Source organism: Polaribacter sp. Hel1_85, from assembly GCF_000766795.1.
In the GTDB taxonomy this organism is placed as follows: domain Bacteria; phylum Bacteroidota; class Bacteroidia; order Flavobacteriales; family Flavobacteriaceae; genus Polaribacter.
This window is the reverse complement of the sequence record NZ_JPDS01000003.1, coordinates 379,948-397,061: the sequence shown is the minus strand read 5'-3', so window position 1 is coordinate 397,061 and position 17,114 is coordinate 379,948. Positions and strand designations below refer to the sequence as shown.

General features: G+C 28.2%; 15 protein-coding genes. 6 read left to right on the top strand and 9 right to left on the bottom strand.

Going from position 1 to position 17,114, the window contains the following annotated elements; all coding sequences use genetic code 11:
* Positions 1 to 18: 18 nt before the first annotated feature.
* From galK to PHEL85_RS15465, 3 genes are read right to left on the bottom strand one after another with little or no spacing between them, the layout of a single operon-like run.
* On the bottom strand, positions 19 to 1,167 hold the full coding sequence (gene galK / locus PHEL85_RS15475) for a galactokinase (RefSeq protein WP_036827262.1): 1,149 nt from the start codon (positions 1,165 to 1,167) through the stop codon (positions 19 to 21).
* 10 nt (positions 1,168 to 1,177) lie between these two features.
* Entirely contained in the window at positions 1,178 to 2,068 is an 891-nt protein-coding gene (locus PHEL85_RS15470; protein WP_036827260.1) for an aldose 1-epimerase, read from the bottom strand.
* 6 nt (positions 2,069 to 2,074) lie between these two features.
* Positions 2,075 to 3,067 (bottom strand): GntR family transcriptional regulator, encoded by a 993-nt coding sequence (locus PHEL85_RS15465; protein ID WP_036827258.1) that lies wholly within the window; start codon positions 3,065 to 3,067, stop codon positions 2,075 to 2,077.
* Positions 3,068 to 3,209: 142 nt separating this feature from the next.
* On the opposite strand from PHEL85_RS15465, the gene PHEL85_RS15460 reads away from it, so the two are divergent.
* Positions 3,210 to 4,838 (top strand): sodium/sugar symporter, encoded by a 1,629-nt coding sequence (locus PHEL85_RS15460; RefSeq protein WP_036827255.1) that lies wholly within the window; start codon positions 3,210 to 3,212, stop codon positions 4,836 to 4,838.
* 61 nt (positions 4,839 to 4,899) lie between these two features.
* Here the strand turns inward: PHEL85_RS15460 and PHEL85_RS15455 are convergent, their stop codons facing one another.
* Together PHEL85_RS15455 and PHEL85_RS15450 are read right to left on the bottom strand one after the other, a co-directional pair.
* On the bottom strand, positions 4,900 to 5,346 hold the full coding sequence (locus PHEL85_RS15455; protein ID WP_036827253.1) for an acyl-CoA thioesterase: 447 nt from the start codon (positions 5,344 to 5,346) through the stop codon (positions 4,900 to 4,902).
* A gap of 66 nt (positions 5,347 to 5,412) precedes the next feature.
* Positions 5,413 to 7,542: a carboxy terminal-processing peptidase gene (locus tag PHEL85_RS15450; protein ID WP_036827250.1), complete on the bottom strand. Its 2,130-nt coding sequence runs from the start codon at positions 7,540 to 7,542 to the stop codon at positions 5,413 to 5,415.
* 259 nt (positions 7,543 to 7,801) lie between these two features.
* Between PHEL85_RS15450 and surE the strand changes: the two genes are divergently transcribed.
* The 5 genes from surE (at position 7,802) to PHEL85_RS15425 (ending at position 12,585) form a co-directional block, all read left to right on the top strand.
* Positions 7,802 to 8,572 (top strand): 5'/3'-nucleotidase SurE, encoded by a 771-nt coding sequence (surE, locus tag PHEL85_RS15445; RefSeq protein WP_036827248.1) that lies wholly within the window; start codon positions 7,802 to 7,804, stop codon positions 8,570 to 8,572.
* Positions 8,560 to 8,847, top strand: a complete 288-nt coding sequence (locus PHEL85_RS15440; RefSeq protein WP_036827246.1) for a hypothetical protein — start codon at positions 8,560 to 8,562, stop codon at positions 8,845 to 8,847. Before surE ends, PHEL85_RS15440 begins: the two co-directional genes overlap by 13 nt.
* An 81-nt stretch (positions 8,848 to 8,928) precedes the next feature.
* Positions 8,929 to 10,038: a lipid-A-disaccharide synthase gene (gene lpxB / locus PHEL85_RS15435; protein WP_036827241.1), complete on the top strand. Its 1,110-nt coding sequence runs from the start codon at positions 8,929 to 8,931 to the stop codon at positions 10,036 to 10,038.
* An 8-nt stretch (positions 10,039 to 10,046) separates the two neighbouring features.
* Positions 10,047 to 10,526, top strand: a complete 480-nt coding sequence (locus tag PHEL85_RS15430) for a C40 family peptidase (protein ID WP_036827239.1) — start codon at positions 10,047 to 10,049, stop codon at positions 10,524 to 10,526.
* Between the two features lie 37 nt (positions 10,527 to 10,563).
* Positions 10,564 to 12,585 (top strand): ComEC/Rec2 family competence protein, encoded by a 2,022-nt coding sequence (locus PHEL85_RS15425; protein WP_036827238.1) that lies wholly within the window; start codon positions 10,564 to 10,566, stop codon positions 12,583 to 12,585.
* Between the two features lie 2 nt (positions 12,586 to 12,587).
* Here PHEL85_RS15425 and PHEL85_RS15420 read toward each other — a convergent pair whose 3' ends face one another.
* The 4 genes from PHEL85_RS15420 to PHEL85_RS15405 form a co-directional block, all read right to left on the bottom strand.
* Positions 12,588 to 13,133 carry a thioredoxin family protein gene (locus PHEL85_RS15420; protein WP_036827235.1) on the bottom strand — a complete coding sequence of 182 codons (546 nt, stop codon included), beginning with the start codon at positions 13,131 to 13,133 and terminating at the stop codon, positions 12,588 to 12,590.
* A 125-nt stretch (positions 13,134 to 13,258) separates the two neighbouring features.
* On the bottom strand, positions 13,259 to 13,777 hold the full coding sequence (locus tag PHEL85_RS15415; protein WP_036827232.1) for a thioredoxin family protein: 519 nt from the start codon (positions 13,775 to 13,777) through the stop codon (positions 13,259 to 13,261).
* A 96-nt stretch (positions 13,778 to 13,873) separates the two neighbouring features.
* Entirely contained in the window at positions 13,874 to 15,652 is a 1,779-nt protein-coding gene (locus PHEL85_RS15410; protein ID WP_036827229.1) for a peptide MFS transporter, read from the bottom strand.
* Positions 15,653 to 15,722: 70 nt separating this feature from the next.
* Positions 15,723 to 17,114, bottom strand: coding sequence for a peptide MFS transporter (locus PHEL85_RS15405; RefSeq protein WP_036827228.1), 1,392 nt, complete (start codon positions 17,112 to 17,114; stop codon positions 15,723 to 15,725).

The window sequence follows — 17,114 nt, the reverse complement described above, 5'->3', positions numbered from 1 at the left end:
TTTTTGTTTCTAAGTAAATTATTTTACGATATGTGTTCCTTCAGAAAGTTCAATAAAATACACTGAACATTCATTGTTAAATTTATTTTTGTAAGCTTTAGAAGCAGTTTCAGCAAAAGATTTTGCTTCCGTTTTTGCAATTAAGTTAATGGTGCATCCACCAAAACCTCCACCCATCATTCTTGCACCTAAAACATATTTGTTTTTTTTTGCTTGTGCAACAAGAAAATCTAATTCATCACAACTTACTTTGTATTGATCTGATAAACCTGCGTGAGATTGATAAATTAAAGATCCTAATAATTCTAAATCATTTTCTTCAATAGCTTTAGCAGCTTTAATAGTTCTAGCATTTTCTTGAATAACATATAAGGCTTTTTGATAGTTAGTAGGCGTAACCTTGTCTATTACAGTTTCTAAATCTGCCTCAGTTGCATCTCTTAATGCTTTAATTCCTAATAATTCTGAAATACTTTCGCAAGCAGAGCGTCTATCATTATATGCACTGTCAGTCAAACTGTGTTTTACATTGGTATTAATTAACATTAATTGATGATCTTTAAAATCTATTTTATATGGTTTAGATGCTACAGTTCTACAGTCTAAATGCAAAGCATTGTCTTTAATTCCAAACATGCTTGCATATTGATCCATAATTCCACAATTAACACCAACATAATTATGTTCTGCTTTTTGTGATATTAAAATCATTTCATGTTTTGTTAGTTCTAAATCAAACAATTCATTTAAACCAAAAACAACAGAATTTTCTAAAGCTGCAGAAGATGACATACCTGCTCCTCCAGGAATATTTCCTTTAAAAATAATATTGAAATCTCCAACAATTTTATTTCTATTTTGAATTTCTGCAACAACACCAAAAACATAATTTTCCCAACTTCCTTCTTTAGAAGGTTTTAATTTGTCTAATTCAAATTCTATTGTACTGTCTAAATCTAAAGCAATGGCTGTAGAGTTACCAGAATCACTTTTTTGAACAGCTGCTGCAATTCCTTTGTTTACTGCAGCAGGAAATACAAAACCATCATTATAATCTGTGTGTTCTCCAATAATATTTATTCTTCCAGGAGAAAAAATTAATAAAGGTTCTGTTTTAAATTTCTTGATGAATGTATCTTTAACATCCTTAATTAGTGTTGCACTCATTTTAGTTTCGTTAAATATTATTAATTTTTATTTTCCAAGTAATAGAGAATTCTTTGCCTGGTAGTAAAGTTTGTAGGCCTATTTTATTATTAAAGCTATCAGAAACTCCAGTTGTAGGTTCGATAGCTATTGTATTTAATCTTGGTGGAGTGTAAGCTTGTAAAAAGTTCTCTTTTACAGAAGAAGAAAAATTTAATTGATATTTTGGAGTTTTAAACTGAACTTTATCAGAATTTAAAGCCCAACAATCATCTAATTGTTTGTCTTTAATATCTAATGATATTTTAGATTGAATATTTTCTGTACCTGTTGTAATATTTCTTTTTCCAATAATTAGCTTTTCTTTACAATCGAAATTTAAAATACTTTCAGATAAACTATCACTAATAAAATAAGGATGCCATCCTAAAGTAAAAGGGAAATTTTTGTCATCAGTATTTTTAACATCAACTTTTAAGCTTAAAGCGTCATCACTAAAAACATAGGTTACTAAAATTGAGTATTTATAAGGAAATCCTTTTGTTTTTACATTTTCAATATATTCTAAAGTGATGCTTACTTTTGTTTCTGAAGTGTTTTTTGATAAAATTTTAAACGTTTTATTATAAACAAAACCATGAAGTGCATTTTGTTCTTCTTCTTGATTTTTTTCTAGTATAAACTCTTCATTATTAAAAGAATAAATTCCGTCTTTAATTCTATTAGCAAAAGGGAATAGAATTGAAGAAGCAAAAGTAGAATCATAGGTTAATGGATTTAAATCTTGAATAATTGCTTTTTTATTTAAGGTTAATTCTTGTAAACTAGCACCTTGGTTTAAGAAGATTTTTCCAAAAACAGTATTATCAGAATTTTTTACTTCTAATATATTTGCCTCTAAGTTGTGGTTTATTGTATACACAGTTTTTTATATTGAGTTTCTAATAATAAGTTTGTTTGGGTTTTCTATTTTTTCTTGTTCTTTATTCAAAATCATTTGAGCCAAGTTTTTTCCCATTTCATTAAAATCTGTAGTTATGGTTGTAATACCACCTTCAACAATTTCTTTTAATAAAGTGTCATTATAAGAAATTACACCAATATCTTTACCTAAAACAAAGCTTTGTCTTTTCATTTTTTTGATAATTCTTAGTAAGCTTTTATCATCTGGAATTATAAATAATTCTCCTTTTATTAAAGGTTGTTCTGATGTTTTTTCGACTATTTCAAAAGGGATTTCTTTTTCTTCACAGAATTGAACAAAACCTTTTATTAAACTTTTAGGTTGATTATGATTTAAAGCTATAAAATTAAGTTTATGGTATTTTTTTATTGAATCTGAAATCGTATTTAAATTGGTATAAATAGCTTTTTCGAAATTTTGATAGATAGATGAGTAGTTTTCCAAATCTTCATGAATTTGATCTAAAATATACACTTTGTCTTTTGGTAAAATTTGAATAGTTTGGCTAGTGTTTTTAAAATTTGCTGGCATAATTACATAAGAATTATAATCACCTGCATTATCCTGAATCAGTTTTTGAAAAATAGTTTCATTAAAATGATGAAAGAAAATATCAACTTGAATATGTTCTTCTAAATTTTCTAAAAACGAATTATACAAATCTTCTTTAAAGGAATTTAATTCATCAAAAAGCAAAAATATTTTTTGCTGTACATTTATATTTTCACTAGAAACATAATATCCTTTACCAACTACAGATTGAATGATTCCTCTATTTTTTAATTCGTTAAAAGCCATTAAAACCGTATCTCTAGAAAGTTTATTGAGTTTTTTAATTTCATTAACAGAAGGTAGTTTGTCTCCTTTTTTTAGTTTTCCATTATTTATTGCATCCTCAATATTGTGGATGATTTGTTTGTATTTAGGAACTCCTATTTTATTTTTAACTTGAATCATATAGTTTACAAATATACAAATTATATTACAAAAACCCACTAGTACCTACTAGTTGTAAAAAAGAGCGTTTTTTTTTATTATTCTTAAAATAATATATATATATTTGAACATTATAAAATTAACTTAATAAAAAATAACAATTATGACAGCAGGATTTGAAATGTGGGACTATGTTGTCTTCATCGCTTATGCCATTTTAATTTTAGGTGTAGGATTATGGGTTTCCCGTGATAAAAAAGGACATCAAAAGAATGCAGAAGATTACTTTTTAGCAAGTAAATCTTTACCATGGTGGGCTATTGGTACTTCTTTAATTGCAGCAAATATTTCTGCAGAACAGTTTATAGGAATGTCTGGTTCTGGTTTTGCTTTAGGGATAGCAATTGCTTCTTATGAGTGGATGGCGGCTTTAACTTTAATTATAGTTGGTAAATATTTTTTACCAATTTTTATTGAAAAAGGATTGTATACAATTCCTGAGTTTGTTGAAAAACGTTTTTCAACAAATCTAAAAACAATTTTAGCTGTATTTTGGTTAGCCTTATACATTTTTGTAAATCTTGCTTCTGTGTTATATTTAGGAGGATTAGCAATAGAGACTATTATGGGAGTAGATATGATGTATGCAATCATTGGTTTGGCTTTATTTGCAGCAGCATATTCATTATATGGAGGTTTGTCTGCCGTTGCTTGGACAGATGTAATACAGGTTGTGTTTTTAGTGTTAGGGGGTTTAGTAACTACTTATTTAGCTTTAAATACTGTTTCTGGAGGAGAAGGAGTTTTAGCTGGTTTTTCTAAAGTGTTAGAAGCTGCTCCAGAAAAGTTTCATATGATATTAGAAGAATCTAATGATAATTATGTAAACTTACCTGGTATTTGGGTATTAGTAGGTGGTTTATGGGTTGCAAACTTATATTATTGGGGTTTCAACCAATATATTATTCAAAGAACTTTAGCAGCTAAATCTTTAAAAGAATCTCAAAAAGGGATTTTATTAGCTGCATTTTTAAAATTAATTATTCCTTTAATAGTTGTAATTCCTGGAATTGCAGCTTATGTAATGGTAAATGACCCTTCTATTATGGCTAATTTAGGAGAAGCAGGTATGTTAAACATGCCTTCTGCAGAACAAGCGGATAAAGCATATCCTTGGTTATTACAGTTTTTACCAACAGGCCTCAAGGGTGTTGCTTTTGCTGCACTAGCAGCAGCAGTTGTGTCTTCTTTGGCTTCTATGTTAAATTCTACGTCAACCATATTTACTATGGATATTTATAAGCAATACATCAACAAAAATGCAGATGATAAAACTACAGTAAATGTGGGGAGAATTTCTGCAGCAGTTGCTTTATTAATTGCTGTTATTGTTGCACCTTTATTAGGAGGGATTGATCAAGCATTTCAATTTATACAAGAATATACAGGAATTGTAAGTCCTGGTATTTTAGCAGTTTTCTTATTAGGTTTATTTTGGAAGAAAACTACAAACAATGCTGCAATTTGGGGAGCAGTTTTATCAATTCCAATTGCATTTGCTCTAAAATTCATTCCTATTCCAGTTTTTGAGCCTTGGATGCATCAAATGGGAATAACCACAGTTTTAACTTTAGTTATAATTATGGTAATGAGTAATATGCAAAATAAAGGTGCAGATGACCCTAAAGGAATTGAAATTTCAAAAGAATTATTTAAAACAACACCATTATTTAATATTGGTTCTATTGCAGTGTGTATTATACTTGCAGTATTATATTCTTTATTCTGGTAGAAATTACGGATTAACAAAGCATAAAAAAACCGTCTAAATTATTTAGGCGGTTTTTTGTTTTTTAACTTCTAGTTAATAATATTTCTTCAAAAGTTTCACTTCTTTCAGCATCATCAAAAAGATGTTGCGCTTCTTTTGGCGGAACTGTTAGCTTTCTTTTAGTTAAATCTATCCAGGCTCCGTAAACTTTTACGATTGCAGATAATTTTCCTGCTTCATTAAAAACTTGATGTGTTATTTTCCAACGCTCATTGTTTTTTGATAAACCAGAAAGTTTAAAATCTACCGTTATGTTTTCTCCTAAATGAATTTCTTTTCTAAAGGATGTTTCTTCTGTAAATAAAATAGGCCCAATATTGTGTTTTGTAAATTCTTCTATAGAGAAGTTTTGATCTCTAAAATATCTTACTCTTACTTCTGCAGCATAGTCATTATATGCTGTATGACGCATGTGTCTGTTTGGGTCAAAGTCAGACCATTTTGTGTGAAATGTTACTGTAAAGCTCATTTTTTGGGTATTTAAAAACCTGATAATATTATATTATCAGGTTTATTATAATTAAATAATTATTTTTTAATTTTTTACTAAAACGTTTGTTGGTCTTAATTTTAATTCACTTAACACATTTAAAGCTTCAAAAACATAAACATCTTTAGATAAATTTTTGTGCCATGCCAATCTTTTATCAGCTAATGCAGTGTCTTTCTTAATTAGAGAAAGTTCATAATCTGGCGAATTAAAAGTTAAATCAGATTTATAATCAAAAACAGTTTTAAATTTTTCAGCTCCTTTTTCATGAGCTACATTTTCTTTTTCGAAAATTTTAAAGTTTAGTGAATAAGAAGTGTCATCTTGATTTTCCTTTAACCATTTTGCATATTCGTTAATCAATTTAAATTTAGAGTCAGAAGCAATTCTTTGCTTGCTATTATAAATTACATCAGAAAAATTTTCATAAGAGTTTGTTTGAGAATATTCAGCTTGATCCACTTTATCCCAAACTAAAGCTCCATTTACATCTCTTTCACCAAATTTCATATAACTATATCTACTTGGTATTGCAATGTCTGAATAAACACCTTCAATTTGAGTTGAGCCACCATTAATTCTATAAAATTTTTGAATGGTCATTTTTAAAGCTCCTAAATTTTTATCATATTTAGTAAACTGATTGATTGGTAATACACTTTGTACGGTTCCTTTACCATAAGTTTGATTTCCACCAATAATTACAGCTCTTTTATAATCTTGCATTGCTGCTGCAAAAATTTCTGATGCAGAAGCAGAAAATTCATTCACTAAAACAACAACAGCTCCTTCCCATTGAACTTTTGGGTCTATATCTTTTTTTATGATAGGATTCTCACCTCTATATTTTACTTGTACAATTGGGCCTTCATTAATAAATAAACCACTAATTTCTATAGCTGTTTTTAAAGAACCACCACCATTATTTCTTAAATCGACAATTAAACCAGTAACACCTTCACTTTTTAATCTTTCAATTTCTTTCTCCATGTCTTTGGCAGAATCTCTATAATTCTTTTCATCAAAATCTATGTAGAATTTCGGTAAATCTATAATTCCATATTTTTTACCATTTTTTTCTACAATACTAGATTTTACAAACGTTTCTTCTAACTCTACAACATCTCTAATAATAGAAATCACTTTAGTAGAACCATCTAACTTTTTCTTAACTGTAAGTTTAACTTCAGTTCCTTTTTTGCCCTTTATAAATTTAATTGCATCAGATAAACGCATACCAACAATATCTAAAGCTTTTTTATTTCCTTGTGCAACTTCTAAAATAATATCACCAGCTTCTAGTTCACCTTGTTTCCATGCAGGACCTCCAGAAACTAATTCAAAAACATGGGTATAAATTCCTTTTTTCTGTAATCTAGCTCCTATTCCTTCTAATTTACCAGACATATCTTGATCAAAACGCTCTTTTATATTTGGCGCCATATAAGTTGTATGTGGATCAAAAGCACCAACAACACTATTTAAGAAAGTAGAAAACCAATCCTCATGTTCTAATTCTTCAATTCTTAAATATAAATCATCCATGTTTTTAAGAACTTCTAAACGTGCTTCTTTTTCTAACTCTTTAAAATTCTTAACTTTAAAATTTTCATCTTTAATTGCTTTCCCTTTTTGTTTTTCAATTTTATCTTGAATTCTAATTAAGGTGCTTAGTTTTAATTGTTTACGCCAGTAATTTATAAGTTGGTTTTCATTTTTTGCAAAGGGTACTTTTTCATAATCTACATCAATAGTTTCTTTTTTCTTAAAGTTAAAAGGTTGTGCTAATAAATCTCCATAATATGATTTTGCATTTTTAATTTTGTGGGTAAATCTTTCATAAACCAAATTATAAAAGGAAACATCTTCTTTTAATAATTGATTATCAATTTCATATTTAAACTCCGAAAAATCTTTAATATCTTTTTGAGTGAAGTACCTTTTATTTGGATCTAAACCATCAATAAATTCAGTAAAAACATATTCAGAAAAATCATCATTCATATCTTTTACAACAAAATGACTTCTTGTAAGAATATTTCTTAGAATATAAACTAAGATTTTATCTTTCTCTGGATCTGAGTTTTTAACTGTATTAGATGCTTGAGTTTGAATGCTAGTTACAAATATTAGTGCTGCTAATAAAAATGTGGTAATCTTATATTTCGTCTTCATAAAACTTATGTCGTGATTTTAATGCTGTAATTACTAGTTGTGCTTTGCTAAACTACTAAAATAATGCCAAATTTTTTTATTAAGTATGTATTCCTTTAAAATATATAGAAATAATTTCCATTTGTGTTTAACCTTATAAACCTAAAATACAGTCTCAATCTACTACAAAATTACATAAAAAAGAGAATTTTTATTCTTTACAAAATGTTAAAAAGAAAATAGTATAAAATCAATTACATTTGTATTAAAATTTTAAAACATGCAAGACAAACCATTAATTTTAATTACAAATGATGATGGAATTACAGCTCCAGGTTTAAGAGCTTTAATTCGAATAATGAATAAAATTGGTGAAGTAGTTGTAGTTGCGCCAGATAGTCCACAAAGTGGAATGGGACATGCAATAACGGTTGATAATGTTTTAACTTGTAATCCTATTACTATTGATGAAGGTCCGCAATTAGAATATACTTGTTCTGGTACGCCTGCAGATTGTGTAAAAATGGCGATTAATGAAATTTTAAATAGAAAACCAGATTTATGTGTTTCTGGTATTAATCATGGGTCTAATGCTTCTATAAGTGTAATCTATTCTGGTACAATGAGTGCTGCAATCGAAGCTGGAATTGAAGGAATACCTGCAATTGGATTTTCTTTATTAGATTTTAAATGGCATGCAGATTTTAAACCATCAGAAGAATATATTAAAAATATTACCTTAAATGCTTTATTAAATGGCATTCCAGAAGGCATTATATTAAATGTAAATATTCCTAATTTAAAGAAAGAAGAAATTAAAGGAGTAAAAGTTTGTAGACAAGCAAATGGTTATTGGAAAGAGATTTTTGATAAACGTAAAAACCCAATGGGCAAAGAATATTATTGGCTTTCTGGTGAGTTTATTAATAAAGATAAAGGTCAAGATACAGATGTATTTGCATTAGAAAATGGATATGTTTCTTTGGTTCCTGTTCAGTTTGACATGACTGCACATCATATGATTCAAAAATTAAATTCTTGGGAACTGTAAAAAAGAACATTTTAATAGGGATTTTAGTTTCGTTATTTGCAACATTTGGAGGCATTTTCTTGTATTTAGAATACATCTCTAAATTTGGTTTTTATGAAACTATCGATTTAATTAAAGAAGGAAAATTATACGGAAAAGTATTGTCTTTGGCAGCAATACCTAATTTATTTGTATTTTTTATTTTTATCAAAAAGAAACAAGATAACAGAGCAAAAGGGGTATTGTTAGCAATCATTTTGATTGCATTAACAACTTTATTTTTAAAATTTATTTAAAAGAATTAAAACATCTCCTCGAGCGCAGTCGAGAGGTTTATTAAGGTCTCGACTGCGCTCGACCTGACAAGTATTAAATTTATGAAATATTATATCATTGCTGGTGAAGCTTCTGGAGATTTACATGGCTCAAATTTAATGAAAGCATTGTACAAAGAAGATGCAAATGCAGATATTCGTTTTTGGGGTGGAGATTTAATGAAAAATGTTGGCGGAACTTTAGTAAGTCATTATAAAGAAAGAGCTTTTATGGGCTTTTTTGAAGTTTTAATGAACTTATCTAAAGTATTAGGTTTTATTAAATTTTGTAAAAAAGATATTGCCCAATTTAAACCAGATGTTATTATTTTTATTGATAATTCAGGCTTTAATTTACGTGTTGCAAAATGGGCAAAACAACACCATTTTAGAACTAATTATTACATTTCTCCACAAGTTTGGGCAAGTAGAGCGAGTAGAGTAAAAGATATAAAAAGAGATATTGATAAAATGTTTGTGATTCTTCCTTTTGAAAAGGATTTTTACAAAAAACATGGTTGCGAAGTTAATTTTGTTGGGCATCCTTTAATTGATGGAATTGCAGGTAGAAAACAAGTCGATTTATCTATTTTTAAGAAAGAACATAATTTAAATGATAAGCCAATTATTGCACTTTTACCAGGAAGTAGAAAGCAAGAAATAACCAAAATGCTTTCTGTAATGTTATCTTTAATTGATGATTTTTCTGAGTACCAGTTTGTAATTGCAGGGGCTCCAAGTCAAGATTTAAGTTTTTACAATAAAATTATAGGAAACAGAAAAGTGAGTTTTATCAACAATAAAACATATGATTTATTAAGTGTTTCTTATACTGCTTTGGTAGCTTCTGGTACAGCAACTCTAGAAACAGCATTGTTTAAAGTTCCACAAGTTGTTTGTTATAAAGGAAGCAATATTTCTTATCAAATTGCAAAAAGAATTATTACTTTAAAATTTATTTCTTTGGTGAATTTAATCATGGATAAAGAAGTTGTGAAAGAGTTGATTCAGAATGATTTTAACACTAAAAACTTAAAAGCAGAATTAACTAAGATTCTAGATGATAATCATCGAGAAAAATTATTTTTAGAATATTTTGACTTAGAATCTAAATTAGGTGGAAAAGGAGCTTCAGAAAAAGTAGCGAAAGAAATTGTTAGTAATTTAAAATAGAATTTAGATTGAAAAAAATAGTGTTTTTATTGATTGTTTTTTCTTTGGTGTTGAGTGCTTGCTCATCTTCTAAAACAGTTGTTAAAAACAAAAAAAAGCCAACAACCAAGGTTGATAGAATTGTGGCTAATGCCTTAAAATATAAAGGAGTTCGTTATCGATTTGGTGGAACAACAAGAAGTGGAATGGATTGCTCTGGAATTGTATTTGTTGCTTTTGGAAATGAAAATATTCATTTACCAAGGGTTTCTAGAGACATGGCTAAAAAGGGAAGAAAAACCACTTTAAATAAAGTTAAAAAAGGAGATTTACTATTCTTTAGAACTTCAAATAGAAGAAGAAGTATTAATCATGTTGGCTTAGTAGTTTCTCATAAAAATGGACAAATTCGTTTTGTGCATGCAACTACATCAAAAGGTGTTATTGTTTCTTCGTTATCAGAAAAATACTGGAAAAAAGCATTCGTAAAAGCCACAAAAATCTTGTAATTAGCAGTTAATTTTTTTTGATTAACTTTAACTTGCTATGAAAAGGTTATATAATTATCTGCCCTTGCACTTTGTTGTGCTTGGAATTTTTGGAATATGTTTCCAATTTTTTACTCAATTCTGGACTTTCAACTTTGTAGAAACAATTTTGTTGTTAGGTGTTTTAACGATTCTTATTTTGATTTTTAAGAATAGAGTTCTTAGAACATTTATTGCTTTTATTTTATTCTTTTTTATTGGGATTTCATCAGTTTGTATTAATGATGATCGGAACTATGAATCGTTTTATGAACATTATTTAGAAGATAATTCAACAGTAATTCTGCAAATACATAAAATTCTAAAACCTGGAAATTATTATCAAAAATTTGAAGCTAAAGTTATTAAAGTTGATAATTATAAAACAAAAGGAACGGTTCTTGTAAATGTAAAAAATGATAGTGTATTAAATGGTTTTTGTGTTGATGATAAACTGCTTTTAAAACCTGCTTTAAAAGAGTTAATTCCACCTTTAAATCCCCATCAATTTAATTACAAATCTTATTTAGCAAAACAAGGAATTCATCATCAATTATTTATTGAACAGCATCAGTTTTTAAGTTTAAATTCAACAACAACGACTTTGTTTGGTTTGTCAGCAAAGTTTAGAATTCAAATTCAAGAATCATTAAAGAAATACAATTTTAAGGATAATGAATTGTCAGTAATTAATGCCTTGCTATTAGGGCAAAGACAAGATATTTCTAAAGAATTAATTACCGATTATCAAAGAGCAGGAGCAATCCATATTTTAGCCGTTTCTGGATTGCATGTAGGTGTTATTTTATTGATTTTGTCTTTTATTTTTAAACCTGTTGAAAGAATTAAATATGGAAATTTTTTAAAAACTGTCATTATCGTTTTTTTATTATGGATGTTTGCCTTTGTTGCAGGTCTTTCTGCATCTGTAGTAAGAGCAGTTACCATGTTTACTTTTTTAGCAATCGGAATGTCTTTTAGAAGAAAAAATGTAGTAGAATTCTCATTTATTTCTTCCATGTTTTTTTTATTGTTGATAAAACCTATGTTTTTGTTTGATGTTGGTTTTCAGCTAAGTTACCTAGCTGTTTTTGGAATTCTTTGGACACAACCTAAAATTTATGCTATTTGGCAACCTCAAATAAAAGTTGTTGATTTCTTTTGGCAATTATTTACAGTTTCTATAGCCGCTCAAATAGGTATTTTACCTTTAAGTATTTATTATTTTCAGCAATTTCCAGGATTGTTTTTAGCCTCAAACTTGGTTATTATTCCTTTTTTAGGTGCTATTTTAGTTGGAGGAGTTTTGGTGATTATTACATCACTTTTAAACATATTACCACAATTTATAGCCCATTTCTATGGAAAAATAATTTCTAGGATGAATGCTTTTGTAAGTTGGATTTCTCATCAAGAAGAATTCTTGCTTAAGGAGATTTCTATTTCACTTAATGCGATGATATGCTGGTATGTTTTCATCTTTTTAGGTGTTTATTTTTTTATTCAAAAGTCATCAAAAAAGTTAATTTATTTTTTGATTTCTATTCTATTAGTTCAAGGTATTTTTTGGTTAGAATTGGATGAAAGTAAATCAAAAGAAGAAATCATTATTTTTCATAAAAGTAGATTTTCTATCATCGGAAAAAGAACAGGGCAAAAACTTTTTTTACAACATGATTTAGATAGTTCAAAGTTGATAAAAGAAAACAGTATTAAATCTTTTAGAGTTGCAGAAGGAATTACAAAAATTGAAAAAAGTGATTTTAAAAACTATATAAGGTTTTCAGATAAAAATATTTTATTAATAGACAGTTTGGGTGTTTATAATGTTTCTGGCTTGATAGAGCCAGTTGTAGTTTTACAATATTCGCCAAAAATAAATCTATCAAGATTGATAGAAAAAATAAAACCATCACAAATTATTGCAGATGGTTCTAATTATAAAAGTTATGTAATTCGTTGGGAAAAGATTTGTTTAAAAAATCAGATTCCATTTCATTATACAGGCCAAAAAGGAGCTTATATAATAAAAAATGAATAATGTTAATTTTTAAATTCTGGCTTAAAAGCTTTGTTATAAGCTTCAAATTTTTCTTGAGTAGTTATTTGTTTATACTCATCGTTTAGAAATAATTTTAAATATAATTCTAATTGATTTGGACTTTGGTATCCTCGTAAAGGCATTATTAAATTCCCTTCTTGACTCATAAAGACAATTGTAGGGTATGCGTTAATTCCTATGTGATTTGCAAACTCATGAGAACTATTTCTCTTATTTGCTTTCGTTTTATCGTAATTAGGATTTGCATAAGAATTTCCTTTATAATTTATAGCCTCATCACCTTCACCATTAAATTTTACAGCATAATAATTCTTATTTACATAGTCTGCAACATCTTTATTTTGAAAAGTATTTTTGTCTAACATTTTACAAGGTCCACACCAATTGGTATAAACATCCATCATTATTTTTTTTGGATTTTCTTTTTGAAGTTCTAAAGCCTCATTTAAAGAAAGCCAATTTATTTTTTGTGCTTCAGCTTGAATGCTAAAAGCTAATATTGTTAAAAGTAGTATTATTTTTTTCATAGTATTCAAGTTGCAAATGACATGCCAAATTTACAGATAATTTAATATATTTAAAGTAGACTTCTTTAGAATGTTTTTTTAAATTCTTGCAGATAAAAAAGAGCTTTAACTATTTAGGAAAAAGTTTATAATTTACTTTTAAAATCTTTGACAAATTCTTCCCATTTTTTTGTATTGTAGATTTCATCAGAATAATAAACCAATATTTTTTCCATAATTTTTTTATCTAAATAACCTGGTATTTTGTCTAATAATTCTTCTTTATCAGAGAGGAAAATAGTAGTTGGATAAGATAATTTACCATCCATTAAAGTGGCAGGCAATTGATGATAACCACGTCTTCCTTCTTTTTGAAATTTAAACGTATGACCATTATAAATGATATCTTTTTTTTCTTCACCATCTAGTTTTACAGCGTAAAAATTATCATTAATATAATCTGAAATTGTTTTATTAGCATAAGTATTTAAATCCATTTTTTTGCAATAGCCACACCAATCTGTGTAAACATCAATTAAAATAGGTTTTGGATTTTTCTTGTTGAGGATTATAGCTTTTTCAAAAGACAACCATTTTACACTTTCTTGTGCATTTAAATTTAAATGAAAGAGTGTAAATGAAAAAAGTAATAAAAATTTATTCATGCTAAATCTGTCGAAAATTATACACCAAATTTACAAAAAAACAAAAAGAGCTTTATATAAAGCTCTTTTTGTTTAATTATTTGAATGGATTTATTGTTATTTAACTCCGTGCATTAATTTTTTTAACAAAGGATTTAATACAATTGATATTAATCCAACAACTATTGGTACTAAAGTGAATATTAAAAAGAAAGTACTTAAGGAGTATTCTTCAGTAATTTTATCAATCATTCCTCCCATTGTTCCAGCTGCTTTTTGTCCAATTGCAATTGCTAAATACCAAATTCCAAACATAAAACCAATCATTCTACCTGGTACAAGTTTACTTAAATAAGATAAGCCTACTGGAGATATACAAAGTTCTCCCATAGTATGAAATAAATAAGCAAATATTAAAAAGAACATACTTACAGAAGCTGTTTTTGCTCCTTGCTCAATACCCATTGTTCCCATAACTAAAACTCCAAATCCTAAACCTAAAAGAATAAGACCTAAACCATATTTCATGGCTGCACTTGGGTTGTATTTACTTTCCCACCATTTAGAAAATAATGGTGCTAACGTAATAATAAAGAAAGAATTTAAAATACCAAACCAAGAAGCACCTACTTCTGTAGCATCTTTGCTAAATTCTCTATTTACTTTCCAAACAACAATCCCCCAAAGTGAAATAAATGCTAGTGCTAAAATAATATTAGATAATGGTATTTTAGAATATGTTTTTTTGAATAACAAATATAAAACCCAAGTAATAATGGCTAATGGACCTACAGTTAAAATTAAATCTATAATTTTAAAAACCATTGCAGAAGAACCAGATAATGCTCTACCTGTATAATCTCTAGCAAAAATGGTCATTGACCCTAAAGATTGCTCAAAAGCAGCAAAGAAAAATACTGTAAATATTCCGAAAACAGAAACAGCAATAATTTTGTCTCGAACTACTTTTGTATATCTTGAAATTCTAGTTATTATTAAATATAAGAATAAAACTAGAGCAGTAAGTATTGTAACATTAGAGCCATCTAAACTTCCAATTTTGAAATCTAAAATATTAATATTCCCTATTTTAGACATAGGATCATTAAATAAATAGAGTACACCTCCAATAGCGGAAAGCACAATTAAAATTTTATCTAAACCTGTAAATGGATTTAATTTCCCTTCTGATTGATTTTCTTCAACTGGGCTAACTTCATTAATGTTTTGTGGGATTTCTACTTCATGTATTTTAGAAGGTTTTTCTCCAATACTTCCAAATAAACCTTTAGCTAACCAAAATTGTAACATTCCTAAAAACATAAAAATTCCTGCAAGACCAAATCCCCAAGACCAACCAATGTTTTCAGCTAAATAACCACAAAGCATCATTCCAAAAAATGCACCAGCATTAACTCCCATATAAAATATGGTGTAAGCTCCATCTTTTTTAGACTCTTTTCCTTTATACATTTCAGAAATCATAGAAGTAACATTCGGCTTAAAAAAACCTGTACCAATTACTAATAAAGCTAAACCTAAATACAAAGAAAATTGTGTTTCAAATACCATTGAGGCATGACCTAACATCATAATAAAACAACCTATAACAACTGCCCATTTATAACCTGTAATTTTATCTGCAACCCAACCACCAACTATTGGGGTCAAATATAAAAGGGAAGCATAGGTACCAATTAATGCTAAAGCTTGTTCTCTAGGCCATTCCCAACCAGGGTTATCACCAATTAAAGGAGCTGTTAAAAATAATACCAGAAGAATACGCATTCCATAAAATGAAAAACGTTCCCACATTTCTGTAAAAAATAATACAAATAATCCAGATGGATGTCCAATTACCTTGTCTTTAAATAGATTTTCTATGTCTGTATTCATAAAATAGTTTTAAATTATATATATCTAAAAACCTCATAAATAAAATTTATGAGGTTTTTTTATGTTATTTTTAATTGTCTGCTAATTCGAAACCTTCTGCTTCTTTTGTGCTAAAATCGGTTTCATTGTCTTCTGCTCCATGAGTAAGTGATTTTAATTTCTTAAAGAAAATAAATACTAACAGTGCAAATACTACACAGAAAATTGCAATTCCTGTAAAAACTTTATATTCTCCAAAAACTGTAGAAGATTCACCAAGCATTCCAGCAAACTTGTTTCCTAAACCGGTTGTTGCAAAATAGATTCCCATCATTATTGACGCATATTTTGCAGGTGCTAATTTTGTAACAAATGAAAGAGATACTGGAGATAAACATAATTCACCAACTGTATGAAATAAATAAGCTAGAACTAACCAATACATTGCAGAAGTTCCTGTGCTATCATATTCTGAAGCAGCAGCAGACATAAATAAAAACCCAATACCTGTAATACCTAAACCAAGAATCATTTTATATAATGAAGAGGCTTCAGTCCCTTTTAATTTTCTTTTAGCCCAAAAAGCAGCGATTCCAACACCTAAAGTTATTATAAAAAATGAGTTTAAAGATTGAAACCAAGTAGCTGGCACTTGCCAACCCATTAACATTCTATTTGTTTTTTCTCTAGCATAAATATTCATTAATCCACCAGCTTGTTCAAAAGCAGCGAAAAATGCAATTATCAATAAAAAAGAAGTTAGTAAAACTATAATTCTATCTTTTTCAACTTTATTAAGTGGTCTTTTGTAAGCTTCTTGATCTTCAGCTTTATCTGATTTACCTAAATAATTACCAACATGAACTAGGTATTTTTGACCAGCTAAAAATTGAATTAAACCTAAAACCATTAATATTCCTGCTAAACCAAAACCATAATGCCAACCATGAACTTCTCCAACATAACCAACAACTATTCCAGATAAGAAAGCACCAACATTAATACCTATATAAAAAATTGTAAACCCTTTATCTCTTCTTACATCTCCTTTTTTATAAAGACCACCTACCATTGTAGAAATATTAGGTTTTAAACATCCAACACCAAGAATAATAAATGCAAGTCCGGTATAAAATGCCCACATTGCTTCATAGGCTAGAACACTATGACCAATTACTAAAAGAATTGCTCCAAGAATAACGGATTTTTTCTGACCAAGAAATTTATCGGCCAAAATACCTCCAGGAATAGACATTATATATACTAATGCAGTATACCATCCATAAAGAACAAGTGCATCTCCTTGAGACCAACCAACACCAGGATTTAAATCTGTAGTTTTTGATGTTAAATATAAAACTAACAATGCTCTCATTCCATAATAAGAAAAGCGTTCCCACATTTCTGTGAAAAATAAAACATATAATCCTACTGGATGTCCAAAAAGTTCTTTTTGATGTGGTAATTTAACAGTATTACTCAT